Below are 25,004 nucleotides of genomic sequence, written 5' to 3' on the forward strand. Positions count from 1 at the left end.
TTTCTTATTAAAAAGCTTTTATTTTCATTTGTTACGAGGTTATATAAGTTATGAACTTACACTCTAAAAATATTTTGATTCCTATACTTATCACAACAATTATTATAGATATTATGGGTGCAGGGCTTGTTTTTCCAATAATGCCATCATTATTCTTTGGTCAATCTTGTGTTACTTTTGGTTATCCTGGAGGTAATTTTCAAAATTGGTATTATTCCATAGCTTTGGCTTGTTGGCCATTAGGGTTATTGATAGGCTGCCCAATAATAGGGGAGTTATCTGATAAGTATGGGCGTAAAATAATATTGGTTGTGGCTTTATCAACTACTTGTGTTGCTTATCTTTTATCAGCATATGCAATATATTCCCATGATTATTTATTATTTGTAGCAAGTAGGTTTATTTGCGGTTTAGCTGGTGGAGCTTTTGAGATTGCTCAAGCTGCTGTTATTGATATATCTACCGAAGAAGATAAGTCACGAAATCTAGGTTATATAACTATGGCCGCGTCTTTAGGTTTTGTAGTTGGACCAATAGTCACTAGTTTTGTATCTGTGATGGAAGTGAGCCATACTATACCATTTGTATTTGCAGCTATTTCAGCGTTAGTAAATATTGCATTGATAGTTATCATTATGAAAAAAGATTTACCCAAAAATCCAGGTTTAGTTATCCAGTTAGGTACGATTTATAGGACTATATCTTTTTTATTGTCAGATAAGCGTGTCAGGTTAATTGGAGTAGTTTATCTTCTTGTACAGTGTGCGTGGGGATTTTATGCTCAAGGGGTGGCGTTATTTTTAAATTTAACATATAGTTATAATATCTCTATGACAGGCGCTTTTTACTCTGTTATGGGCTTGGCCACAGCATTGGCAAGCATTTTTATACAACCGAAGATTTTTGCAAAAGTATCAAATCAAGTAGCTTTTGTGAGAGCTGCAGTTATTTGTGGTATTGGATTTATTTTAGTATCAATTATATTTAATGAAGCGGCACAGTGGGTTTTAACAATAGTTTTATCTGCATCCCAGCTTATATGTTATACAGCTCTTCTTTCAATGATCTCAGGGTCGGTGTCTGATAAAGAGCAAGGTAGAGCAATAGGAGCAGCTGGTGCTGGTTTTGGTTTAGCATGGTTTTTAAATGATATTATGATGGGACACTTATCATCAATATCGCCAAGTTCGCCTATTACATTTGCTGGCTTTATGTATTTTATTGCAGCTATTATCTTTGTCTTTTCTATCAAAATCTTGCGTGAAAGGGTACAATAATTGGCATTAATTAAATTTGATTATTTTTCTTAAATGCAACTAATCTCTCTTAAAAATGTAAGTTTAAACTTTGGCACTCAAATAGTCCTTGATAAGGTTAATTTAGAAGTTACAAAAGGACAAAGAATTTGTCTAATTGGACGTAATGGTGCGGGTAAATCATCATTATTGAAAATTATTGAAGGTAATGTTATTCCAGATGGCGGTGAGGTAATAGTACATAATAATACTATTGTCGCTAGTATGATCCAAGAAGTTCCTAGTGATATCAAAGAAAGTATCGCAGAAGTTATATTACAAGGTTTAGGGGAACTTGGTGAGCATCTGATAGCATATCAGCAGACTTTAATGTCAGATCCTGAATCTAATGAGCTTGCAAAATTACATAGCTACATTGATGAAAATCATGGTTGGTCATATTTAAACGATGTTGAAGTTTTGGCTTCTAAACTTAATCTTGACTCTCAAGCTTCTTTTAAAGATCTATCTGGAGGGATGAAAAGAAGAGTTATTCTAGCAAGAGCTTTGATAAAAAAACCTGACTTACTTCTTTTGGATGAGCCAACAAACCATTTGGATATTGACTCTATTGGTTGGCTTGAAGAATTTTTGGAAGGCTTTGCTGGAGCAATACTTTTTATCACTCATGATAGGAAGTTTCTAAACAATGTTGCTAAAAGTATTATAGAACTTGATAGGGGACATTTATATTCATTTGATGGTAACTATACAAAGTTTCTTGAAAAGAAAGAGCAAATCCTAGATGCTCAAGACAAAGCAAATAGTGAGTTTGATAAAAAGTTAGCTCAAGAAGAAGTTTGGATTCGTCAAGGTATCAAAGCTAGATGCACTAGAAATGAAGGGCGTGTTAGAGCACTAGAGCAAATGCGTCGTGACAGACAGCAACGTAGAGAAAATGTTGGCAAATCTGATATCAAGGTTGCTGAAGTAGGCAAATCATCTAGAAAAGTTATTCAAGCTAATAATATTGGTTTTGAGTATGATGGTAAATTTTTATTTAAAGATTTCTCTACTGAAATTCAAAAGGGTGATAAGATTGCAATTATTGGTCAAAATGGTTGTGGTAAAACAACGCTACTAAACTCGCTACTTGGGTTAGATAAACCTACACAAGGTAATGTAACGTTAGCAGATAATATTAAAATTGCTTATTTTGATCAGTTAAGAGATCAATTAGATGAGTCACTTAGCATTATAGATAGTGTCAAAGAGGGTTCAGATTTTATCAATATAGATGGTAAGGAAACTCACGTAATTACCTATTTACAAAAATTTTTGTTTACTCCAGAGAGGTTGCATTCTCCTATTACTCATTTGTCTGGGGGAGAAAAAAATAGATTATTGTTAGCCAAGATTTTATCTAAACCAAGTAATGTAATTATACTTGATGAACCGACTAATGATTTGGACATCGAAACTCTAGAAATTCTTGAAGAAATGCTGATAAATTATCAAGGTACTATAATTATTGTCAGTCATGATAGAGAGTTTATAAATAATATTGTGACAAGTACTATAGTTTTTGAGAATGGCAACTTACAAGAGTATATTGGTGGCTATGATAGTTGGATAGCACAACGAAAACAGCCTGTGCAACCAGCCAAAGAAACAAATAAAGCTCCACAAGTAAAAAACAAATTAACTTATGAGCAGAAAAAACAGCTACGTAATTTACCAAGTCAAATAGAAAAACTAGAAGCAAATATTACTTTGATTCAACAGCAAATGGGAGAGCTGGATTTTTACCAAAAATTACAAACACAGCAAAATGAAATTCAACAAAAGCTCAACTCTCTAAATGAAGATCTCGAGAAAAAATATGTACTTTGGGAAGAGCTTTTAGAATTAGAATAATCAAAATTTAATTATATATTTATATTATTATAACACCTATGCAAGTTTAAAGATTATTTATATTATTAAATATGAGTAGCCAAGATATCAACTCTAGAGATCTTAGAGAAGAGAAAAAATTTTAGCAATTACATCATTAGCAGAGTTTGCTGAACGTTATGGATATTATATAATCCAATCACTATTAATATTTTATTTGATAGATAAATTTCAAATTTCACAAGACTTATCAGCATCTTTGGTTGGCACAACTCTTTCGATAGTATATATTTCAGCTATTTTAGGAGGCTTTATTGCTGAGAGATATTTGGGATATTACCGAGCTGATCTACTAGGTTCACTTTTCATGCTTAGTGGATTCTTTATATTGGCATATTCAACTAGTCAAAGCATGTTATATTTGGGTTTGAGTTTTATTTCTGTAAGTACAGGTCTCATAAAGTCAAATATGTCTGCCTTTATTGGGAGATTTTATGACAAGTCTAGTTTGAATGATTCAAAAAGAGATTTTGGCTTTAATATTTTCTATATGGGTATTAATTTGGGAAGCTTCGGGACGCTATTTATAGCTAGTTGGTTAAAAGATAATTATAGCTATGGAGCTCCATTTTATAGTAGTATGGCAGTTAGTGCATTCATGCTTTGTCTTTTACTAGTAGGCTTTAAGTTTTTAGATAAACATATTATAGAGTTTAAACTCACTTTATCAGTAGCTCTGAAAGTAACTTTTTTATTAATAGTATATGATAATAGTTTTATTCTATATCTTTGAACAACCAGTAATTGCTAATTTATCTATATTTGTTGCTGTGATAGCATCTAAAGTGATACTTGGCATGTCAATGAAGAAATCTAGTTTTAAAAAAGTGTTTGTTGCAGGAATATTTTTCTTGTTGTCAATAATATATTGGGGTCTGTACTTTCAAATATTTATAAGTGTATTGCTGTTTACTCAGTATTCAGAGGATAATTCGTTATTAAATCCGAGTCGGTTTTTAAGTGTAGAATCATTAAGTGTATTATTTTTTGCAGGAATTCTAGGCAAATTTTAGATTTATTTAGATAAGAAGTGAATGAAGGTGGAAGATATTGATAAATTTAATATTGCTTTTGTTTTATTAACGATCACATTTTTAGTAATACTAGTTTCAATACTTATATCTCCTGAGCATACTAAGGTCTCGGCGTAAGGTATCATTTTTGCTTACATAGTGTTGGGGGTTTCTGAGCTATCTTTATCGGCTATTGGCTTATCAATAATTACAAAAATAGCGCCTAAAGGTTTCGTTGCTTTGTATATGGGAATATGGTTGCTTACATTGGGTGTAGGGGGTAAATTAGGAGGTTTTCTAGCTAGCTTCTTCTATATTTCAGATAGTGATTTAGGTTTATCTAAAGCTAATATGAGCGATGGTTTAGATACATTTATTGTTATAGCAATATTAACAAGTATGGTAATTTTGTTGCTGAGAAAGTTTGTGAATAGGAATGTTTAATATACAAAAAATATCTGCTATTTAGCTTCCCAAGTATTTCTAAGAGTAACAGTTCTGTTGAATACTAAATTTTTATTAGAGCAGTCTTTTAAATCGGATATGAAGTAACCAATTCTATTGAATTGAAAGTGTTGCTCAGGGCTTATGTTTTCTAGAGATTTCTCTACTTTAGCATTTTTGATGATCTGTAAAGAGTCTGGATTTAGTACATCTTCAACATTATCAAAGTTTGCAGGATTCTCGTGATTAAATAGTCTGTCATATATTCTCACTTTAGCATCAATACAGTTATTAGCATCAACCCAGTGTATGATGCCATTAGGTTTTATACCATCATTAGGTTTCTTACCACCTAATGTTTCAGGTAAATAAGAACATACTAGTTCTATAATTTCACCATCATCATTAGTTATAACTTCTTTACACTCAATTACATAAGCATTTAAAAGCCGTACTCTCCCATTAGGACTGAGTTTTTTCATATCTTTTTCTAATTCAAAGACGAAGTCATCTCTTTCAATGTAAATATCAGAAGATATCGTTATATCTCGACGACCAAACTCAGGGTCTTGGGGATGGTTTGGTGCATTTAATTCATGTACTGGCATATCAGCTATAGTAACTTTGATAGGATCTAAAACAGCATTTTTTCTTAGGGCATTTTTGTTTAGATCATTTCTAATAGTCTCTTCTAAAACAGAGATATCAATAATTGAATTTTGTTTGGATACTCCTATCATGTCACAGAAGTTGCGAATAGACTCAGGAGTATACCCCCTACGTCTGAAACCTTTGATTGTTGGCATACGTGGATCATCCCAGCCACTTACTAGGTTATTATCGACCAGGTATTTCAATTTCCTCTTACTAGTTATAGTATAATTCAAATTTAGCCTTGAAAATTCAATTTGTTGAGGCTTTTGTTGAGATTCAGTTTCTTCGATAACCCAGTCATAGAAAGGTCTTTGATCTTGAAACTCTAATGTACATAGTGAGTGAGTAATAGTTTCTATAGCATCCTCTAATGGGTGTGCAAATGCATACATCGGATATATACACCACTTATTTCCAGTTTTTGGATGGTGTGAAAACTTTATCCTATATAAAGCCGGATCTCTGAGGTTGATATTGCCAGAAGCCATATCTATCTTAGCACGTAATGTTTTACTTCCTTCAGTAAACTCACCATTTTTCATTGCTTCAAAAAGCTTAAGATTTTCGTCTATACTACGTTCTCTATATGGACTATCTTTACCGGGTTCTTTTAGTGTGCCACGATATTCACGTACTTCTTCTGCTGATAAATTACAAATATATGCTTTACCTTTTTTTATGAGCAGTATTGCTAATTCATACATCTTATCAAAGTATTCTGAAGCAAAGTGAGGCTCATTTTCCCATCTGAAACCCAACCATTCGACATCTTCTCTTATCGCATTGATATATTCGATATCTTCCTTGTCAGGGTTTGTATCATCAAAACGTAAGTTGCATTTACCACCAAACTCTTCAGCTATACCAAAATTTAGCCATATTGATTTTGCATGTCCAATATGTAGATAACCATTTGGTTCTGGAGGAAAACGTGTTAGAACACTAGAAACTCTTTTTGTTCCAATATCTTTTTTAATTATATTTTTAATAAAATTAGTTTTATTTGCTTTAGTTTCATTACTCATTTTGTTGAAGAGATCATTTACTTAATATATTTAGATAATAGTTTACTTTATTACAAAAACAATAACATATTTTTTTGAAAAAAAAGTATATACTGGATATAATTTGCAGTTAAAATCTAAATGTCTCACAACATAGGAATTTTCATTATGGATCCTTCAACCATAGACGATAACAAATATTTATATACAATCAAAGAAGTACATCGAAATTTATCTCTAGAAGAACTAGCTCAACATGCTAAGAACAATACTGGCTTTGTTGATTGCGAAGCAAAAACTTTAGTTGTTGATAGTGGTGATATCAAAGGAAGACTTCCTGATGATAAATATATCGTTGAAACCAAATATGCAAAGAAAAATATCTGGTGGCATGAAGATGGATCAGATAATAAAAGATTAAAAAGAAAACATTGGAAAGTAATTAAGCAAAAATTTCATCAACATGCATCTACGAAAGATATTTTCGTAATCGATGGTTTTTATAATCATGATGAAAAAAACTCAATTGCAGTTCGGTTAATAACAACTCAGGCATCAGCAGCATACTTTTTTAAATTGATATCAATCACGCCTAATCAAAAACAGTCAGAAGAGTTTGAACCGCAGTGGGTGATTACGCACTCTCCAGAAACTGAGATTGATGATTATGTTGAAATAGGTTTAAACTCATCAAAAATAATAGCTACAAATCTAAAGCAGCGTGAAAGCTTATTAGTAGGAACACTATATTTGGCAGAAATTAATAAAGTATTATTATCTGTCATGAGCTACTATTTATCATTGAATAACATTGGTGTTTTTTATTGTGCTGTTAGTGTTGATGATGAAACTAATAGTTCTATGTTTTTTGGATTATCAGGTAGTGGTAAGACAACTTTGGCATTAGATAATAATAAAAGCTTAGTTGCTAATGAAGCTGTGGCTTGGACAGAGACTCGGGGTGTATATAGCTTAGAGTCTGGCTTAACTATTAAATCAGCAAGTTTTAAGAGAAATGATAGACGTATAAAAAAAGCACTTCAAGGCAATTTGTTAATTGAGAATCCTAACTTTGATGAAAATAAAAATATTATTTTTGGAGAAAAATCAAAATCACAAAGTAATACATATGTAACCTTTCCGAGAGAAAATTTTGACAATGTTGTAAATACGAATGATCCAAGTAAAATAATCTTTCTTGTAAAAGATGCTAAAGGGGTTTTACCTCGAGTAGCTAAACTGAGTAAAGGTCAAGCAATTTATTATTTCTTATCAGGTTATACATGTACATCTACAGGAATTGAAGCAGGTGTTACTGAGCCTAAGCCAGAGTTTTCATGTTGTTATGCTCAACCATTTTTATTACTTAAACCAACTCGTTATGCTAGTATTCTGCGTCAACGTTTGAAGCACAGTGATGCTAAAATATATATGGTTAATGTTGGTTGGATTGATGGTGATTATAAAACTGGTAGACAAGTACCTGTTGAAGAAACAAAGATGATTGTTAACTACTTGTTGACAGAACCAGAAAATGTTAATTTCAAATTTGAACGTCAAAAAAATTTTAATTTTAAAGCTTTGACTTCTATTTATGATAATGATGAGGTTATACATCTGAAAAATTTATGGGAAGATGAATCTGCATACAAAAAACAGTATAAGTCTTTAATTAAAAGTTTTATTAAAAATTACGAACAGTTTGAAGAAGATGATTTTGCTGTTAAATATAAGAAATTTGAACCAAGTATATAGATACTAATTTTCTCTCTATAAAAAATATAATATATCCATTATAATAGCACAAATACACTGAAATTTTTTATTATATGTTAATCTATCTTTTAAATTGGTTAAGTCACTACTATAAAGGTCTAGAGGTTTTTAGTAGTTATGTATCTGTAAGAATTATAATGATTTCTATAACTTCATTATTAATAACTCTTTTTCTTGGTAGACCATTGATTAGATGGTTGCAGAAAATGCAGATTGGTCAAGTTGTAAGAGATGATGGACCTCAAAGCCATTTTTCTAAGAGAAATACTCCAACTATGGGAGGAGTGTTGATTCTTTCTTCTGTCATTATTTCTGCTTTGCTTTGGGGAAATTTATCTAGTATATATTTATGGATTTTGATTTTGGTAGTTATCTTCTTTGGAGCTATTGGCTTTTTTGATGATTATTTGAAGTTGATTCTTAAGAATCCTAAAGGTCTAAGAGCTAAATACAAATTTGCTTTACAATCTATTTTTTCAATTATATTAGCTATAGTTCTGTTTTACCTTTTGTCTAAAAACGGTCAGATGAGCCTTTCGATACCATTTTCTAAGAATCTATATATTTCTATGGGAATTTTTCTATTTGTAGTTTTGACATTTTTCATTATTAATGGAAGTAGTAATGCTGTTAATTTAACTGATGGATTAGATGGTTTGGCTATAGTTCCTGTAGTTCTTGTTGCCGCAGGATTAGGTATTTATGCTTATATTGAAACAAATAGTATGTTAGCTAATTATCTATTATTTCCATATATAAATAATCAGGGTCTTGCTGAGGTGGCAATTTTTTGTGCGGCTCTATGTGGATCAGGTTTGGCATTTTTATGGTTTAACTCTCATCCTGCAGAAGTTTTCATGGGAGATGTAGGCTCTTTGACGTTAGGTGCTGTGCTAGGTGTGATCGCGGTGATGATTCGCCAAGAGCTAATCTTTTTTATTATGGGCTTATTATTTGTTGTAGAAGCTTTATCTGTGATATTACAAGTAGGATCATATAAGCTTAGAAATGGTAAGAGAATTTTTAAAATGGCTCCTATTCACCATCATTTTGAATTAATGGGGTGGCCTGAGACAAAAATTGTGATACGTTTTTGGATAGTCTCTTTAATACTTCTCTTAATCGGTTTAGTAGCTATTAAGGTTAGATAATGTTTAGTTTTTATTTTGATAATAGAAAAATTTCTAAACTGCTTATGGTTGGTTATGGTTCTACGGGTAAGTCTGTTTGTGATTTTTTAGCTAATTTTATTGATCTTTCAGTAGATATTTCGCAGAATGACGATGATTTTATAAATTGTGACTTAGAGCAATATGATTTAATAACGGTAAGTCCTGGTATTCCTCTTAATAAGTCGCCGTATCGAGTTTTATCTAAATTTAAGCAAAAAATAATTAGTGATATTGATTTGTTTTATCAATCAATTAGAAACACTAAGGCAAAAATGATAGCTGTTACAGGATCAAATGGAAAAAGCACCATAGTAACGATGCTTGATTTTGCTTTAAGAGATCTGGGTTATAAGAGTATTCTTGTAGGTAATATTGGTACACCACCGTTAAATAAAATTGGCGAGAAATTTGATTATTGTGTTGTTGAAGTATCAAGCTTTCAAATAGACTTATTTAATAGTGTTGAGTTTGATTTAGGATGTGTAGTTAATGTATCACCCGATCATTTAGATAGATATAAAAATTATGAAGAATATAAGCAATCGAAGCTAAATTTAGCAAAATTTAGTAAAGATTTTTTTATTTATGATGTCCATAATACCAGCATTAAATATGCTGGGGAATATCAGATAGTAAGAGGTTCAATCTATAAAGATACAACTAAACTATTAGATATTACTGAAACAAATCTTTTTGGCGAACACAATCTGGAAAACATTATTGTTGTTTTGAATATCTTTGATAGATTCGGTATTGATATCTCTAAAGCTGTAGCTTCAATTAAAAAATTTAAAGGCTTGAAACATCGTTGTGAAATTGTAAAAAACGTAGCTGGTGTTACTTATATAAATGATTCAAAAGGTACGAATGTTGGAGCTACTATAGCTGCACTAAATAGTATAACTAGTTCAAAGAATATTATATTATTACTCGGTGGAGTTGCTAAAGGTGGCGATTTTAGTTTAATGAGTAAATCATTGGCTAAGTATGTTAAGTACGTTTATTTATATGGTCAAGATAAAGAATATATAGAGAATTATATCAAAGATCTGTGCCAGTATCAGATTTGTAATGATATGAAAGACGCATTTAGATTAGCTAGTCAAAAGGCTCAAGATAGTGAGATTGTATTATTATCACCAGCATGTGCAAGCTTTGATGAGTTTAGTGGTTATGCTGAGCGAGGTGAGGTATTTGTGAAACTTGTTGCTGATTTAAAATAAAAATTGGGAAAGTAGAGTGCTATATAGATTAAAGCTTTTATTAAGTGGTCAAAATACAAAAAAAGAACGTGTAAGAGCGAAGTTGGAAATAGATATCTCAATAGTTTTTGTAATGCTAGGGCTACTTACTTTTGGCTGGGTCATGGTTACATCTGCATCGATGATTGTTGCATTAGATGATTATAATAATCCATATTTTTATTCTATTAGACAGGGCTTTTTTGCAGTTATTGCTGTGTTTCTTTTTTTATTGGCGTTGTTAGTGCCGACTAAAAATTATGAGAAAAACTATAATGTTTTTTTCTTTGTAATGCTCATAGTGCTTGTAGCAGTGTTAGTTCCAGGTGTCGGAAAAAGTGTAAATGGAGCTAGACGTTGGATACCTTTAATTATCATCAATATTCAGGTTGCAGAATTAGTTAAACTTTTAGCAATTATCTTTTTTTCTGGATATATTGCTGAAAATCTACCCAAAATGGCTAATTTTAAAGAGGGTATTCTTACGCCTATTACATTATTAGGGAGTGTTGCAGTTTTATTGCTGATGCAACCTGATTTTGGTTCAACAGTTGTGATCTCTATATGTGTAATGGGGATGTTATTTGTATCTGGTAATAAGGTGCGGTGGTATGGCCTACTTATTGGTGCTATGGTCATTATGGCGACTATGCTTGTGATTATTTCACCATATCGTATGCACAGGATTACGGGATTCCTTCATCCATGGGAAAATGCCAATGGTTCTGGCTATCAGCTTGTACAAGCGCTTATAGGTTTTGGTCGAGGAAGCTGGTTTGGTGATGGTTTAGGTAATGGTGTTCAGAAGCAGTTCTTTTTGCCTGAGGCTCATACTGATTTTATCACTTCTGTAATTGCCGAAGAGATAGGTGTTGTTGGTTTGATGGTATTGCTGATTGTATATTTGTTTATAGTATTTAGAGCTATGAATATTGCAAAAGCAGCTTTGGAACAAAAAAGATATTATCAAGCATTTCTATCTTATGGGATAAGTTTTTGGATTGGCTTTCAGGTTTTTGTTAATATTGGCGTAAATACTGGTTTGTTGCCAACAAAAGGTCTTACTTTACCACTTATAAGCTATGGAGGTAGTAGTTTGCTTATTATGTGTTTTACTCTTGGTATTCTAGTGAAGATTGACTTTGAAAATAAACTTTTGGCAGATACCATTAATCCTAAATATATCTATAAAAAAGTAAAAAAGTAAAAAAATAGCTCTAACTATAAGATAATATTGTTATTTTTTTGATCATCGAGTGCTTGGTCGGATTTGAAGTATTCATATTCTCTGAGACGTGATTTACCAATAGTATCACTCTTATCGATAGCTTTGGCTGGGTGACACATTATTATTCCACCATCTTGTATTTTTTTATAGGCCTAGTTTATAACTTTTTGGAAATCTTCAGCATTACTCTCTAATGAGTATACCCCAGCAAAACTCGTGTTATATTTGATATTCTCAGCTACTAGCATTTTATTGAGCTTCTTTGCACCGCTGTAGTATATAACCTTAGATTTAAAATCAGGTTTGGACATATTATAAGTTGAGCGAATATAAGTTTGTTTATTATACATATTGAATTCTTTATAGAGATTTACTAGAGCTTTTCTAATAATTGGGAAATAATGTACGTGCTGATGACTATCAATAAAATCAGGCAAGCTTCTCCAGTTATCTATGAAGTATTTTATCTGATATTTTAACTCATTATAGACATCTTTATATTTTATAAATCTTAGCTGTGATTTTATAAGAAGTTTTGATACGTATATAAAAGAGTCATTACTTACTAATGATTTAGCTTCTGTAAAAGGAGTTCCTTCCGTTAAATTTAAGTGAATACCTACACAGATAGAGTTATTGTATATTCTCTTTAGCTCGGAGATACCTTGTTTAAAATCGGCATATTAGTCATGTAACTAGTTGCATTTATAATATTTTTTTTAAAGTTCAACAATGCCATTATTTATATTTTGACTCATGCCGAAATCATCAGCACAAATTATAATTTTTTTAGACATATATACTACTTATTTTATTTTAGAAAAATATTTTTTACTGCTACTCATTTTATACTGACGTGGCTATAATAGCATCAATTAAGGCTAATATATTTTTGTTTAATAACTAATGTTAGAAATATTAAAGATCCAAATATTTATGCAGTTATACCTGTCTATAATGAAGAAGTTTTAATTGAGTCTTTTCTTAGAGATTTGGCTAATAAACTTTTGCAGATTACTCCTAATTATACGATAATCGTTATAAGTGATGGAAGCTCAGATAACTCTGTTGAAATCATTCAATCTTTGGTTGGACAATTAAATATTAAATTTATTAGTTTTTCAAGAAACTTTGGACAAGGGGCAGCTATTACAGTAGGGCTAGAGGCATCTGAAGATGCAGACGCTGCAATTATTATGGATTGTGATTTTCAGCATCCTATAGAAGTAATTGATGAATTCTATGAGAAATGGTGTGAGGGATTTTCTAATATCTATGGAGTTAGAAATCGTACAGACCAAAGTGCTACTAGAAGCTTTTTATCGGAGATCTTCTTTAAGGTTAGTAATGAGCTAATGGAAGTTAAAATACCTGCGAATGCTGGATACTTTAGGCTATTGGACAAGCAGTGTATAAAAGCATTTAATTCTTTACCAGAAAACGGTAGGTTCATTAGAGGGCTATTTGCATGGATAGGTTTTAAAGGATACCCTGTTCCTTTTGATGTCGCGGATAGACAAGATGGTACAGCTAGCCGTTGGGGTTATCGTAAGCTTTTTAAACTAGCATTTACTGGAATATTTTCATTTCCATCAGTACCATTGAGACTTATATCTATATTTGGTCTATTGGTTTCGCTAGTCGCTATGTCATACGGTCTTTATATTTTTATTGAAAGTTTATTCTTCGGTGGCAATGTAAGTGGTTGGCCAACTATTGTTGTTAGTATAATGTTTTTTAGTGGAGTGCAACTTATATCCTTAGGAGTTTTAGGGGAGTATATTAGTCGGATATTTGAAGAAGCAAAAAAGAGACCACGTTATATTATTGATGAAGATGAAAGTAGGAACCTTTAATTAAATTGTAGAAATATTTATATCTAATTCTTAATCACATTGACAACTATATTTTTCTTATAAGTTGCTTCTATTTTAAAATCAATATTAGGATATTTTTTTGTAATTCTCCCAATTGGTTTTCTTGTAAGAAAATTATTATATTATCATTTGTCTTTAGTAGTTTATCAAATTGTGTATAAGTTATTAGATATTCTGGCCATTTACCATTATGGGAATCCTCATATTGCTTTATACCATAATGGAATTCTCTTGCCCAATTATCAATCTCAGGTTTATAAGTTTTCCAGTTGTAAACTATATAGATATTTTTATCTAACAATATTGGTAGATCTTCCTCATAACCTTTTTGCTTAAGTTCATCTTCGAGTATAAAGTGCTTTGGTTGAGCTCTATTGTAATAGACAAAGGTGGTATCAGGACTAGAGTTATTGAGTATTTTTTCTACAAGTGGTTGAGATGTCCTTATATCATAAAAAGGTATTATGATTTGTCCGAGCACATTTAGGAGCATCATAACAGAAACTATAAAAATAATTGCTTGTTTGATATTATTTTTTAATGAGATTCTAAAACTATATGCTAAAGCCAAAGCTAGTATTACTACTAAAGTTGTATAAACTAAAGGTGCTTGAGTATCTAAGATGCTTTGCTGAATTTGAGAAAATATTACAACGGCAATTGCTACAATAAAAATAGAATGCTCGTAATTAAATGCATTTTTTAAAATGTAGATGAATTATCTTTAGTCTTTATAATTTTCTCAAACGATAAAGCCATCAAAAGTGATAACGGAGCGAATATCGGCATAATATAACTTACAATTTTTGAGCTTGGTATACTGAAAAAAAATAAGAATAAGTATGCACCAAAGAGCTATCAAAAATCCTATGTAATCAGACTTTCGATTTTGCCAAATACTTTTAAATCCTCTAGGTAATCTATTGATGATTAACATACTGAACGGTGAGAATACCGCCACAAGAATCACAAAATAAAACCATGGACCAATTGCATTATTGAAACCTTGTCCTACAAAACGATAAAACTGTTGAAAATAAAAAAAGAAATATAAAAAATCAGGATTTTGTTCTTGTGCTAATATTAGCCATGGGGAAACGATTCGAACAAATAGTATTATGTCTGTTGGTATATATAGCTCTTTGAGTCTATACCAATTATTAGTGATAAACATCCATACTAAAACAGTCATACACGGGAAGACAATCGCAATAAGTCCTTTAGTGAGAAAATCTAATGCAGATACAAAGTATGCGGCATACATAAGTATTCTTTTATTCGTTGTTTTTGATTGCTTTAAACTAACTAAATATAGAAAAAAAGCAACCCATAGAAGGTTAGCAAGAATCAGATCCATATTTGCATAGTGAGCTTCGAAAAAATAAAGTACATTTGTTGCTAGTATGAAACTTACAAGAACTCCTGCAAATCGTGAAGAAGTATCGTCCAAAAATATATATTGATACACAGCCGAGTATACCAAATATTGCTTGAGGTAATCTAATTGCCCAAGCGTTGACTCCAAAAAAGTGCATTGAAGTTGCTTCAAGCCAATAATATAAAGGAGGTTTATCGAAGAAGGGAGCACCGTTGATTGTAGGGGTAATCCAGTTTCCAAATGTTAGCATTTCTCTTGCAATTTCTGGATAACGTCCTTCATCAGGGATGCTTAGATGACGTGATCCTAAAAATAAGAAAAAATAAATGATATATATAGTTAGTAATATTAAAATATCAAAAAAATATGTATTTCTTAAATTTCTTACTTTCAACGGATGGCATAAAGCTTAGATTATGTGCAAATTTAACCTTAAAAAAGATAAATCGTAAGTAGATATTAATGAACTTTAGATGGATATTTTAAATTTCGTTAAACTGTTCTGGTTTATCTTCTTTGTTTTCAAATAAAAACTTCTGCATTTCTTCTTTAAGAAATTCTTTAGCTTTTGGTTCTATTAGATTTAAACGATATTCGTTGATCAAAATTGTTTGATGAGCTAACCAAGCTTGCCATGCTTTATTAGAAATCTCTGAATGAATTTTTTTACCAAGTTCACTAGGTAGTGGTTGAAATGGGATAGCATCTAATTCTTCATTGTATTTTTTACATAAAACTTTTGTCATTATTCACTCCTATTGAATATTTTAAATACACCTTTTTGGTTTTTGAAGGCCCGCTAATTTTGCAGCTTGCACTGCAGGAGATACTGGGAATAGTACTTGTAAGTACAAACTATTGCCTATTTTTTCTCCATGCTTTTCTTTTAATGCTTTTACAAGCTCTCTAATTGCTGGGGATTTCTTATTTTGTTGATAAAAATCGCGTAAAAAGCTGACGACTAGCATATGCTCATCAGTCAACGAGATTTTCTCATCATTAGCAACTTTATTACAAAAGCCAATGTCCCAACTATCAAAGTCTAATAAAAAGCCTTGCTTGTCTATGTTGTAGTTATCCACAAATATGGTAAAATTTGGTACTAGTTTTTTTATTATCTGACAATTATAGCAAACTAGCATAATTGTTTTAATCCATAAAAAGGCATATTTGATGAAAGTTACATTATATACTACAAAATATTGCCCATATTCTTTGAGAGCAAGAATCGCTTTATCAGAAAAGAAAATGGCAATGGATGTTGTTGAAGCAGGAGATTTAGAGCCAAATGTTGTTAAAAAAATTTCTCCTAATGGTACTTTTCCTGTTTTGATGGAAAAAGATTATAGTATAAATAATAGAAAGGCATTATTGATATATATTGATGAGCGCTTTCCAGCACCAAGTTTATTACCAAGTGTTGTCAACGACCACATTAAGATACGTCTTTCTTTAGATAAGATTGATAATGAGTGGTATCCAGTACTTGATGAGATCAGAAAAAATAGAGAGAATAAAACTAAACTAAAAGCAATTTTTAAAGATCTTAAAGAGAGTTTATTAGCTATGGAAAAAGCTTTTTCGGATTCGGATTATTTCATATCTTCAGGTTTTACTTTAGCTGACTGTTACATAGCCGCTTTAATTATCTGTTTAGAAGCAGAAGGTTTTGTAATTGATGAAGAATATGGATCAATTTTCAATTATAAGAAGCGCGTATTTGCAAGAGACTCTGTCAAAAAAGCTAATTTAAAAGGTGGTGCAGGAGAGTCTTTGTTAAAGACTTTAAGAGCTCATCGATAGGATAAAATATATTATGTGGTATCAAGGTTTTATAGATTTTGTATTTTTTGCTCTGAGTACAGCCTTGGTTGTAACAGCTATTGTTTTTGTCGTAGGTAGTTTTTTTTCTTTACTTGCTAAGGCCAAACAAGAAGTTACAAAATTAGCAGCAGGAAAACTTGAAATAAATAAAATAGGCGATGAGTATAAATCTACTAAAGAGCAAATTTTAGAAACTTTGTTAGATAAAAAGGAATATAAAAAGTTTGTCAAAGAACAGAAAAAAATTGATAAACAAGAAAAACCTAAGCAAAGAAAGTTTATTATTAATTTTAAAGGAGATATTCACGCATCTCAAGTTGAAGATTTACGTAACGAAGTAACAGCAATTCTAGCTGTAGCTGTGGCAGACGATGAAGTAGTGGTCAGAATAGATAGCCCAGGTGGTGTTGTTAATGGTTATGGCTTTGCGGCAGCTCAGTTAGAGCGTATTAGACAAGCAGGAATAACCTTGACAGTTTGTATTGACCAAGTTGCTGCTAGTGGTGGCTATATGATGTCAGCGGTTGCTAATAAGATTATTGCCGCACCTTTCGCTATAGTAGGTTCAATTGGAGTTGTTGGTACAGTTCCGAATATCAGAGAGCTTCTTGAAAAAAATGGTATCAATATTGAAATGCACACTTCAGGTGAATTTAAGCGTACATTGACAACTGTTGGTGAGAATACAGAGGAAGGGCGTAAAAAGTTCAAGCAAGATTTAGAAAATATTCACAAGTTATTCAAAAAGCATATTTTGGCATATCGTCAAAATTTAGATATGCGTAAAGTAGCTACTGGAGAATATTGGTTTGGTAAAGATGCCTTAGAGTTGGGTCTGGTTGATGAAATTAGAACTTATGATGATTATTTAATTGAGTTTCTTGATAATCATTATTCTGTTTATGAAGTTAGCTACGTTAGAAAAAAGGATAAAGGATTTATTAAATCTAAGCTTGCTATGATTAGAAAAACTATAACAAGTTTTTTGTATGCGCGTAAAATAATGTAGGTCAACAGTGTTATCTTTAGATATTCATCAGCAACTTCTTGATAGTTTTTTTGAGCAAAAAACAAAAAATATGTTACATCATGCTCTTATTTTTAGGGTAAAAGATGTAGTATTATTGGATAGCTTTATGAATTCTTTGTGTCAGCTATTGTTGGGACAGAATGTTACCGACTATAAAGACTCTCCCTATGTAAGTGTGACTGCTATAGAAAATGATGAAATTAAAGTTTCTGAAATTAAAAAAATAATTAAAAACTGTGAACTGACCGCGCATAATAATTTAGCTAAGATAGTTATAATTGAAGAACTTGACTTGTTAAATGAATCTGCAGCTAATGCTTTATTAAAAACATTGGAAGAGCCTACAGCAGATACCTTCTTTTTGATGTTTACCAAAAACTATACGGATATTCTGCCGACAGTTAAAAGTAGATCTATAGTCTATGATATTAAATTTAGCCAAAAAGATAAATACAACTATTTAAAGTATACATTTGATATGTCTCAAGAAGCTGTTGAGAAATCATTACAAATGGCTCGTGATGATATAAATATTATAGCTAAGATTAAGCTTGAACAACATTTTTGGGTGCTTAGGAATAACTTGATGAAGGTTTTGGTTAATCAAACTAATCCTAATGTATTTTTAAAGGAGATTAATCTATATTTTAGAGATGCATTATATTGGTTAACTAGTATAATAATCGATGTTTATAATTATAAACTTAATGAGCAGGTAGAAGTTGCCAACTACGATAAATTAGCAGTTATAAAGTATCTTGCGACTAAATTTACAGATGATTACATATATAATCTTTATCATAAAGCATTAGAAGCAAAGAGTTATTTTTTAAACTTTAAGAAAGTTGATAAAGAGTTAGTATTAGAAAATTTAATATTAGAAATTATAAAATAGGTAAAATAAAATGGATGTAAAACAACAACAAAATTTAAAAGCCCAAGCACATGCGTTAAAGCCAGTTGTGCTAATGGGCGAAAAAGGACTTACTGAGAATGTAATGTTAGAAATTGATCTAGCCTTAGCGTCACATGAGCTGATCAAAGTAAAAGCAGGTCGCCTACCAAAACAAGAAAAGCAAGAAATTGCCGCAGAGATTGTTAAAGCTACAAAGTCCGAGCTTGTGCAGATAATCGGTAATATCTTAGTGCTATACAGAAGAAATCCTAATATAAAGAAAAAGTAGGTTTAAATAAATATGAGTTTTCCAATATCACGCCCACGTAGACTTAGAGTTACTCAAGCCTTTCGAGATATGGTTGCTGAGACAAATTTGAACATAGACGATTTGATGTATCCAATATTTGTTGTACATGGTAATGGTATCAAAAAAGAAATCTCAAGTATGCCAAATCAATATCATTGGTCAGTTGATATGCTTGATGAGCTTGTTGAGCAGGTTGTAAAATCAGGAATAAAAAGTTTGATGATATTTGGTGTACCAAAAACCAAAGATCTTATATCATCAGAGAATTACGATCCCAATGGTATAACTCAACAAGCAATTAGAAAAATTAAAGAGCTAGCTACAGAGCTTGTGGTAGCTACAGATGTGTGCATGTGTAGTTTTACACCTCATGGACATTGTGGGATTTTAGATGAGCATGATTATGTAGATAATGATCAAACATTAGAGATATTACAAAAAACAGCTATTTCTCATGCACAAGCTGGTGTAGATATCGTCGCACCAAGTGGAATGATGGATGGCATGATAATTGCGATGCGTCAAGCATTGGATGAGTCAGGATTTGAAACTGTAAGTATTATGTCATACTCTGTGAAGTATGCTTCAGCATATTATGGTCCATTTAGAAGTGCTTGTAGCTCATCTCTTAAGGGAGATCGTAAAACTTATCAAATGGATTATCGTAATAAAAAAGAGGCTATCCGTGAAGCTCTAGCAGATGTTGAACAAGGCGCAGACTTTATTATGGTCAAACCAGCATTGAGTTATTTAGATATTATTAATGAATTGAGTCATATAATAGAGTTGCCAATAGCAGCATATCATGTCAGTGGAGAATATGCGATGATTAAAGCTGCTGCAAATGCAGGTCTAGTTGATGAAAAAGCAATCACTATAGAAACGTTGACATCGATGAAAAGAGCAGGCGCTAAAATAATTCTTACTTATACAGCTTTAGATGTTGCAAACTGGATTAGATGACATGATAAATATTGCTTTATACGAGCCTGAGATTCCACCAAATACTGGTAATATAATTAGATTGTGTGCAAATGTCGGCGCTAAATTACATTTGATAGAACCATTAGGATTTAAATTAGAAGACAAGCAACTTAGAAGAGCAGGTCTCGATTATCATGAGTTTGCGGATCTTAAAATTTATAAAAATTTTGATGAGTTTTATCAGAAAAATAAACAAAATAAGATTTGGGCGTGTACAACTAAAGCGAAACAATATTATCATCAAGTAAATTTTAATTATGATGATATTTTACTTTTTGGACCTGAGACAAGAGGATTGCCGATCGACGTTTTAAAATTACTTGAAAAAACACAGCTGAAAATTCCAATGCACAAAAATAGTCGTAGTCTTAATTTATCAAATTCAGTAGCAGTGATTTTGTATGGGGCGTTAAATAATATATGCTTTGATAAATTAGGTCTCTTATAAAATTTATCCTTATCTAGTAAGTATATTACTTACTTGTCTCAAATAATTCTTATTGAGTTATTTCAAAATTATGATTTAATTTGTATAGATTAACTTTAGTCTACTGGCATTATGGCAAATATTAAAAAAATTATATTTAGTTTCTCAATTTGTTTTGTAACAGTTGCTATGGGAGTAGCTCTGCCTAATGTATATATTGTTGCTACAGGGGGTACGATCGCAGGGGTTGCTAAATCATCCACAGATTCAGTCTACAAAGCTGGAAGTTTATCGATTAATGATATTGTTAAACAAGTACCAGCGATTAGCAGAATAGCAAATATAGAGTCTGAACAGTTTTATAATATTGATAGTGTAGATATGACTATGTCAATGCGGATTAAGCTAGCAGAGCATATACAAAAATTATTAGACAATTCTAATGTTGATGCAGTGATAATTACTCATGGTACCGATAGTATGGTGCAAACAGCCTTCTTTTAAAATCAAGTTTTAGATGTTAAAAAAACCAGTTGTCCTAGTAGGCGCAATACGAGCATTTACAGCTTTAAGCAGAGATGCTCTTATGAATCTTTATGATGCGTTATTGGTTGCGGTTGATAAACAATCTTTAGATAAAGGTGTATTAGTAGTTATGAATGAAGAGATCTTAACTGTTAACGATGTTTCTAAAACTAATACAACGAATGTTGATGCTTTTAAAGCATTAAATTATGGGAAATTAGGTACTGTAACTCCTAGTAGTGTTAGCTATTATTAAACTCCTAAATATGTGGGAAATGTTGTATCTGTAGACGATCGATCAGGAGAAAATAAAAGTATTGCCTTATGTTGAGGTTGTTTTTTAATCACCTGATGTATCTTTAGAATTTTTAGATAGTCTTTTAGAAATTAAAGATTTAAAGGGTATTGTTCTTGCAGGACTTGGTGACGGTAATATTCTATCTAATCAAGCAGATTTTCTTAAGAAAGCAAGAGCTAAAGGTATAGTTGTTGTACGTTCAAGTTATGTAGGCTCTGGTCGGATTACTCATAATTATAATAATTTAGATGATAGGTTTGATCTTGTATCATCAGGAACTCTTCACTAGAGAAAGCTAGAATATTTCTACAGCTATGTTTGCTAAAAACAAACAATGTAAATCAGATCCAAAAATTATTTGATCGTTTTTAATAATCTAGATGATTACTGTTGATTAATAAGTTTCTTTTTAAATGGTGAAAGACCGAAAGATATAAATGAAACAATTACTATAGCAATCCCAATCATTAAGAAAAGGCTGGTGTAGGTATTTAGAGATAGAGTGAGAGTTACTGAAGATACCTGTTGTTTACTGATAGCAGTTAATTGAGCAACTAATCCACCTAAAATCGAAGCAAATGCCAAGAATACCCACCAAACTCCTATCATAAATCCATTAACCTTAGCTGGAGCAAGTCTGCTAAACATAGATAATCCAATAGCGGGTATTAGTAGTTCTCTTAGTGCTTGAAGAGCATAACTACCAAATAACCAGTATGATGAGATGATGCCATTATGAGCTGTAAATTTGAGAAATATATAGTAGTATGAAAGATAAACCTATTACAAGTAACCCTGTAGAGAATTTACTATATACATTTAAGCTAAATTTTGTGTACATAGTACATCGCTAAGATTGGACTTAAAACAAATATCTAGAAAGGATTAAGTGCTTGGAATGTCTCCGGTACTATTATAAATCCTAAAATTGAATGATCTATGTTTTTGATAGTAAATAGGTTTATTGATGATGCCATTTGTATGTATGATATCTTATATACTATAGCTTCACACATTAGTATCAAAGCAAGTATCATCTTGTAGAAATATCCATCTTTTTTATATAAAAATGCTAGATATATAGATAAGTAAACAAGCAATAAAGCTCAAAATAACTATTAATTTTGCTAAGAATAAATACGTAAGTAGGGCCTTGACTATATATCATAGCAATCATCCCTACTATCACCCAGAATAAATAACTTAATCTAAGCTTCTTGGCACCTGCGTGAGTAGAGATATGTTTCATTGTGAAACCAAAGCCTACAAAAGTAGCTATAGCAAAGATTAAAGCTATAGAGATAACTACAAAACTCGCAGAGTAACCATAATGTTTTGCAATAGTTGGAATCGCTAAGCTACCAAGTAGTGAGCCTAAATTTATAGCCATATAAAAAAGAGTGAAAGCATCGCTGATTTGTCCGGAGTTACTTTTTTCATAACATTTTGATAGCAGGCTTGTAGGGTTTGATTTAAATAAGCCTGTACCAACACATATAAAAGAAAGTCCCTATAATGTTGACTCTTTATCTCCTATTGTTAGTAGAGCATATCCACTTAGTAAGACAATAAGTCCTAGAACGATTGTTCTTTTTGCTCCTAGTATTGCATCGCCAATATAGCCACCTAATACTATAAACGCATATACCAGTGCTGCGAATGCGGCATAGGTTGCAATCGCAGAGCTTTCGTTTAATTGAATTCTACCACGTTGTAGATAAACAACTAAAATAGCAACTAAAGCTTGATAGCCAAAGCGTTCCCATATCTCTAACATAAAGATAGTATAAAAAGCCTTAGGCTGTTCAAAAATTTTTAATATAAGCTAGTTTCCAATTAATTTCTAACCGATTTTACAGTAGAAATTGAAGTTAAATTTAATAGGATTAAAGAAGTTATTTATTTTTACATTCTCTCAGGAATAGAAATTCCTAGTAAATCTGTTGCTATAGTCATGGCTTTTACTGTTGCCATACATAGTGTAATTCTTGATTTTTTTAGTTGCTCCTCTTCAAGATTCATAATAGGGCAATTTACATAAAATCTGTTAAAGCTATTAGCAAGAGAATATGCGTATTCACAAATGTGATGAGGCTGAGAATTCTCATAAGTACGAGATACTGCAATTGGGAATTGTATTAATTGTAGTTGCAGTTTTTCTTCATGTTCATTATCTGATTTTGTTATTCTGTATTCTTTAGCTAAAGCGTTGATGTCATAATTCTCGCCGAAGACTTTTCTCAAAATAGCTTTTGCTCTAACTGTTGTGTATAGTAGATATGGACCAGTTTTACCTTCATACTGTGCAAACTTCTCTAAGTCAAAAATATAGTCATTAGCGTAGTTGTTAACCAAATCACCAAACTTAATAGTTGCCATAGCGATTTGATTAATAATATTCTCATCGTTCTCATCTGGCATTCTTTTATGAGCATAATTTTTTGCTTGAGATATTAGATCTGAAAGATGCATTACGCCGCCTTCACGTGTTTTAAATGGACAGCCATCTTTTCCATTGACGGTGCCAAATGCAACATGCTTAAGTTTACATTCTTCACTAACTACTTTTGTTCTCTTAGCAACACTAAATACTTGTCTAAAGTGAAGTGATTGTCTTTTATCAACTACGTAAATTATTTCATCAGGACTTAAATCTTTAGCACGCTGCCATAGTGTTGCAAGGTCGGTGGTACCGTACATCACCCCACCATCTTTTTTGATGACTATAAGCGGAGGAATACCTTCTTTATTGGTGTCAATGACCCATGCTCCTTCATCTTCATATATGAAGTTATTTGTTTTAAAATACGCGATCATTTCGTCTACAAATTTATTTGCATCACTTTCGCCGAGCCATAAGTCAAAATGGACATCTAAACTATCAAAATCTTTTTTAATAGCTTCTATAGATATTCTCACGAAATGTTGCCATAGAGATACATAACCCTTGCGACCTTGTTGAAGTTCAAAAGTTGCCTGTCTTGCTTTATCCATTTCGATGATATCAGATTTACATCTTTTTGAAGCTCTTGGATATATTTCAGCTAACTCTTGGACTGTTACAGGAGATTCTTTAGGGTATTCACCATTATAGTTTTTATCAAAATACATTAGATCCGGAGATTCTAGTTTTATTTCCTCTATCAACATGCCCATTTGTGTACCCCAGTCACCAAGATGCACATCTGAGATTACATTATCATTGTAGAATCTATGTAATCTTTGAAGAGCATCACCCAATAACGCTGATCTGATATGACCAACATGCATTGGTTTAGCAACGTTTGGGCCGCCAAAGTCTAAAACTATTTTCTTGGACTTTGAGTTGCCTTGTACACCAAATTTAGATGAGTTTAAGAATTTATCAGTTGTGGTTGCTAGAAACTTATCAGATAAAGATATATTTATAAATCCAGGCTTTGCTATTTCAAGTTTAGAAAAAATGTCTTCATTGTCGATCTGCTCAATTATTTCTTGAGCTATTACTAGAGGTGCTTTTTTGGCAAATTTAGCTAGAGGCATCGCTCCATTGCATTGAAAGTGACCTACACCTTCGCGAGTAGATGTTACAACTTTAGCAAAACTTTGAGAGTATCCTAACTTTTCAAATGCTTGTGCAAATATGTCTGATAAATAATTTTCTATATTCATTGAAGTTAATCCAGTTCTTTGTTTTAGAAATTACCGTCTTTAAATTAAAAATGGAAAAATTTAGTAAATGTAGATATAATAT

At 31.6% G+C, this 25,004-nt stretch carries 21 protein-coding genes and 4 pseudogenes; 15 read left to right on the forward strand and 10 right to left on the reverse strand.

Going from position 1 to position 25,004, the window contains the following annotated elements; all coding sequences use genetic code 11:
- The first annotated feature begins 50 nt into the window (after positions 1-50).
- The 3 genes and pseudogenes from FNO12_RS02695 (at position 51) to FNO12_RS11470 (ending at position 4,648) form a co-directional block, all read left to right on the forward strand.
- The gene (locus FNO12_RS02695; RefSeq protein ID WP_014715082.1) at positions 51-1,277 is read left to right on the forward strand and encodes an MFS transporter; all 1,227 of its coding nucleotides are present in this window, start codon (positions 51-53) and stop codon (positions 1,275-1,277) included.
- A 33-nt stretch (positions 1,278-1,310) separates the two neighbouring features.
- A complete protein-coding gene (locus FNO12_RS02700) occupies positions 1,311-3,152 on the forward strand; it encodes an ATP-binding cassette domain-containing protein (RefSeq protein ID WP_014715083.1) in 1,842 nt (613 codons plus the stop codon).
- A gap of 71 nt (positions 3,153-3,223) precedes the next feature.
- A pseudogene (locus FNO12_RS11470) lies at positions 3,224-4,648 on the forward strand (peptide MFS transporter).
- A gap of 17 nt (positions 4,649-4,665) precedes the next feature.
- On the opposite strand, the gene FNO12_RS02710 reads toward FNO12_RS11470, so the two are convergent.
- Positions 4,666-6,327, reverse strand: a complete 1,662-nt coding sequence (locus tag FNO12_RS02710; protein ID WP_014715087.1) for a glutamine--tRNA ligase/YqeY domain fusion protein — start codon at positions 6,325-6,327, stop codon at positions 4,666-4,668.
- A 147-nt stretch (positions 6,328-6,474) separates the two neighbouring features.
- Between FNO12_RS02710 and FNO12_RS02715 the strand changes: the two genes are divergently transcribed.
- The 4 genes from FNO12_RS02715 to ftsW all read left to right on the forward strand — a co-directional run bounded on the left by FNO12_RS02715 (position 6,475) and on the right by ftsW (position 11,702).
- Positions 6,475-8,061 (forward strand): phosphoenolpyruvate carboxykinase (ATP), encoded by a 1,587-nt coding sequence (locus FNO12_RS02715; protein ID WP_014715088.1) that lies wholly within the window; start codon positions 6,475-6,477, stop codon positions 8,059-8,061.
- Between the two features lie 74 nt (positions 8,062-8,135).
- Positions 8,136-9,233 (forward strand): phospho-N-acetylmuramoyl-pentapeptide-transferase, encoded by a 1,098-nt coding sequence (gene mraY / locus FNO12_RS02720; protein WP_030003385.1) that lies wholly within the window; start codon positions 8,136-8,138, stop codon positions 9,231-9,233.
- Positions 9,233-10,477 (forward strand): UDP-N-acetylmuramoyl-L-alanine--D-glutamate ligase, encoded by a 1,245-nt coding sequence (murD, locus tag FNO12_RS02725; protein WP_030003386.1) that lies wholly within the window; start codon positions 9,233-9,235, stop codon positions 10,475-10,477. The genes mraY and murD overlap by 1 nt, the downstream gene beginning before the upstream one ends.
- A 16-nt stretch (positions 10,478-10,493) precedes the next feature.
- Entirely contained in the window at positions 10,494-11,702 is a 1,209-nt protein-coding gene (gene ftsW, locus FNO12_RS02730) for a putative lipid II flippase FtsW (RefSeq protein WP_014715090.1), read from the forward strand.
- A 173-nt stretch (positions 11,703-11,875) separates the two neighbouring features.
- On the opposite strand, the pseudogene FNO12_RS11475 reads toward ftsW, so the two are convergent.
- Positions 11,876-12,520, reverse strand: a pseudogene (locus FNO12_RS11475) (ChbG/HpnK family deacetylase).
- A gap of 102 nt (positions 12,521-12,622) precedes the next feature.
- Here FNO12_RS11475 and FNO12_RS02740 point away from each other — a divergent pair.
- Positions 12,623-13,579 (forward strand): glycosyltransferase family 2 protein, encoded by a 957-nt coding sequence (locus tag FNO12_RS02740; RefSeq protein WP_041265062.1) that lies wholly within the window; start codon positions 12,623-12,625, stop codon positions 13,577-13,579.
- A gap of 23 nt (positions 13,580-13,602) precedes the next feature.
- Here FNO12_RS02740 and FNO12_RS02745 read toward each other — a convergent pair.
- The 3 genes and pseudogenes from FNO12_RS02745 to FNO12_RS02755 all read right to left on the reverse strand — a co-directional run bounded on the left by FNO12_RS02745 (position 13,603) and on the right by FNO12_RS02755 (position 16,060).
- Positions 13,603-15,372: pseudogene (locus FNO12_RS02745) on the reverse strand (ArnT family glycosyltransferase).
- A gap of 88 nt (positions 15,373-15,460) precedes the next feature.
- Complete coding sequence (locus tag FNO12_RS02750; protein WP_014715092.1) at positions 15,461-15,724, reverse strand: oxidative damage protection protein; 264 nt, start codon at positions 15,722-15,724, stop codon at positions 15,461-15,463.
- A 21-nt stretch (positions 15,725-15,745) separates the two neighbouring features.
- Positions 15,746-16,060: a TusE/DsrC/DsvC family sulfur relay protein gene (locus FNO12_RS02755; protein ID WP_041257500.1), complete on the reverse strand. Its 315-nt coding sequence runs from the start codon at positions 16,058-16,060 to the stop codon at positions 15,746-15,748.
- A gap of 91 nt (positions 16,061-16,151) precedes the next feature.
- On the opposite strand from FNO12_RS02755, the gene sspA reads away from it, so the two are divergent.
- From sspA to FNO12_RS11480, 7 genes and pseudogenes are all read left to right on the forward strand, one after another.
- A complete protein-coding gene (sspA, locus tag FNO12_RS02760; protein ID WP_014715094.1) occupies positions 16,152-16,781 on the forward strand; it encodes a transcriptional regulator SspA in 630 nt (209 codons plus the stop codon).
- 13 nt (positions 16,782-16,794) lie between these two features.
- A complete protein-coding gene (sohB, locus tag FNO12_RS02765; protein ID WP_014715095.1) occupies positions 16,795-17,811 on the forward strand; it encodes a protease SohB in 1,017 nt (338 codons plus the stop codon).
- Between the two features lie 7 nt (positions 17,812-17,818).
- Entirely contained in the window at positions 17,819-18,727 is a 909-nt protein-coding gene (locus FNO12_RS02770; protein WP_014715096.1) for a DNA polymerase III delta subunit-related protein, read from the forward strand.
- 10 nt (positions 18,728-18,737) lie between these two features.
- Complete coding sequence (yhbY, locus tag FNO12_RS02775) at positions 18,738-19,016, forward strand: ribosome assembly RNA-binding protein YhbY (protein WP_004288189.1); 279 nt, start codon at positions 18,738-18,740, stop codon at positions 19,014-19,016.
- A gap of 12 nt (positions 19,017-19,028) precedes the next feature.
- Positions 19,029-20,000 carry a porphobilinogen synthase gene (gene hemB, locus FNO12_RS02780; protein WP_014715097.1) on the forward strand — a complete coding sequence of 324 codons (972 nt, stop codon included), beginning with the start codon at positions 19,029-19,031 and terminating at the stop codon, positions 19,998-20,000.
- Position 20,001: 1 nt separating this feature from the next.
- On the forward strand, positions 20,002-20,469 hold the full coding sequence (locus FNO12_RS02785) for a tRNA (cytidine(34)-2'-O)-methyltransferase (protein WP_014715098.1): 468 nt from the start codon (positions 20,002-20,004) through the stop codon (positions 20,467-20,469).
- A gap of 168 nt (positions 20,470-20,637) precedes the next feature.
- Positions 20,638-21,643 (forward strand): annotated as a pseudogene (locus FNO12_RS11480) (asparaginase).
- Positions 21,644-21,655: 12 nt separating this feature from the next.
- Here the strand turns inward: FNO12_RS11480 and FNO12_RS10255 are convergent.
- The 5 genes from FNO12_RS10255 to argS all read right to left on the reverse strand — a co-directional run bounded on the left by FNO12_RS10255 (position 21,656) and on the right by argS (position 24,922).
- Positions 21,656-22,030: a POT-type proton-dependent oligopeptide transporter gene (locus FNO12_RS10255; protein WP_306668703.1), complete on the reverse strand. Its 375-nt coding sequence runs from the start codon at positions 22,028-22,030 to the stop codon at positions 21,656-21,658.
- Between the two features lie 116 nt (positions 22,031-22,146).
- Complete coding sequence (locus tag FNO12_RS10260; protein WP_233418149.1) at positions 22,147-22,287, reverse strand: POT-type proton-dependent oligopeptide transporter; 141 nt, start codon at positions 22,285-22,287, stop codon at positions 22,147-22,149.
- A gap of 56 nt (positions 22,288-22,343) precedes the next feature.
- Positions 22,344-22,769 (reverse strand): POT-type proton-dependent oligopeptide transporter, encoded by a 426-nt coding sequence (locus tag FNO12_RS10265; RefSeq protein WP_306668704.1) that lies wholly within the window; start codon positions 22,767-22,769, stop codon positions 22,344-22,346.
- A 12-nt stretch (positions 22,770-22,781) separates the two neighbouring features.
- A complete protein-coding gene (locus FNO12_RS10270) occupies positions 22,782-23,048 on the reverse strand; it encodes a hypothetical protein (RefSeq protein WP_030003392.1) in 267 nt (88 codons plus the stop codon).
- 128 nt (positions 23,049-23,176) lie between these two features.
- The gene (gene argS / locus FNO12_RS02800; protein ID WP_014715099.1) at positions 23,177-24,922 is read right to left on the reverse strand and encodes an arginine--tRNA ligase; all 1,746 of its coding nucleotides are present in this window, start codon (positions 24,920-24,922) and stop codon (positions 23,177-23,179) included.
- Positions 24,923-25,004 lie beyond the last annotated feature (82 nt).

Origin of the sequence: Francisella orientalis FNO12 (assembly GCF_001042525.2) — a bacterium.
GTDB lineage: Bacteria > Pseudomonadota > Gammaproteobacteria > Francisellales > Francisellaceae > Francisella > Francisella orientalis.

Bases quoted from the DNA above. Each gene is read 5' to 3' on its own strand.
- FNO12_RS02750 (WP_014715092.1), bottom strand. From the start codon at position 15,724: ATGACAAAAGTTTTATGTAAAAAATACAATGAAGAATTAGATGCTATC.
- FNO12_RS02710 (WP_014715087.1), bottom strand. From the start codon at position 6,327: ATGAGTAATGAAACTAAAGCAAATAAAACTAATTTTATTAAAAATATA.
- argS (WP_014715099.1), bottom strand. From the start codon at position 24,922: ATGAATATAGAAAATTATTTATCAGACATATTTGCACAAGCATTTGAA.
- FNO12_RS10270 (WP_030003392.1), bottom strand. From the start codon at position 23,048: ATGTTAGAGATATGGGAACGCTTTGGCTATCAAGCTTTAGTTGCTATT.
- sohB (WP_014715095.1), top strand. From the start codon at position 16,795: ATGTGGTATCAAGGTTTTATAGATTTTGTATTTTTTGCTCTGAGTACA.
- hemB (WP_014715097.1), top strand. From the start codon at position 19,029: ATGAGTTTTCCAATATCACGCCCACGTAGACTTAGAGTTACTCAAGCC.
- murD (WP_030003386.1), top strand. From the start codon at position 9,233: ATGTTTAGTTTTTATTTTGATAATAGAAAAATTTCTAAACTGCTTATG.
- FNO12_RS02715 (WP_014715088.1), top strand. From the start codon at position 6,475: ATGGATCCTTCAACCATAGACGATAACAAATATTTATATACAATCAAA.
- mraY (WP_030003385.1), top strand. From the start codon at position 8,136: ATGTTAATCTATCTTTTAAATTGGTTAAGTCACTACTATAAAGGTCTA.
- FNO12_RS02785 (WP_014715098.1), top strand. From the start codon at position 20,002: ATGATAAATATTGCTTTATACGAGCCTGAGATTCCACCAAATACTGGT.
- FNO12_RS02695 (WP_014715082.1), top strand. From the start codon at position 51: ATGAACTTACACTCTAAAAATATTTTGATTCCTATACTTATCACAACA.
- sspA (WP_014715094.1), top strand. From the start codon at position 16,152: ATGAAAGTTACATTATATACTACAAAATATTGCCCATATTCTTTGAGA.
- FNO12_RS10260 (WP_233418149.1), bottom strand. From the start codon at position 22,287: ATGTGTGAAGCTATAGTATATAAGATATCATACATACAAATGGCATCA.
- FNO12_RS02700 (WP_014715083.1), top strand. From the start codon at position 1,311: ATGCAACTAATCTCTCTTAAAAATGTAAGTTTAAACTTTGGCACTCAA.
- yhbY (WP_004288189.1), top strand. From the start codon at position 18,738: ATGGATGTAAAACAACAACAAAATTTAAAAGCCCAAGCACATGCGTTA.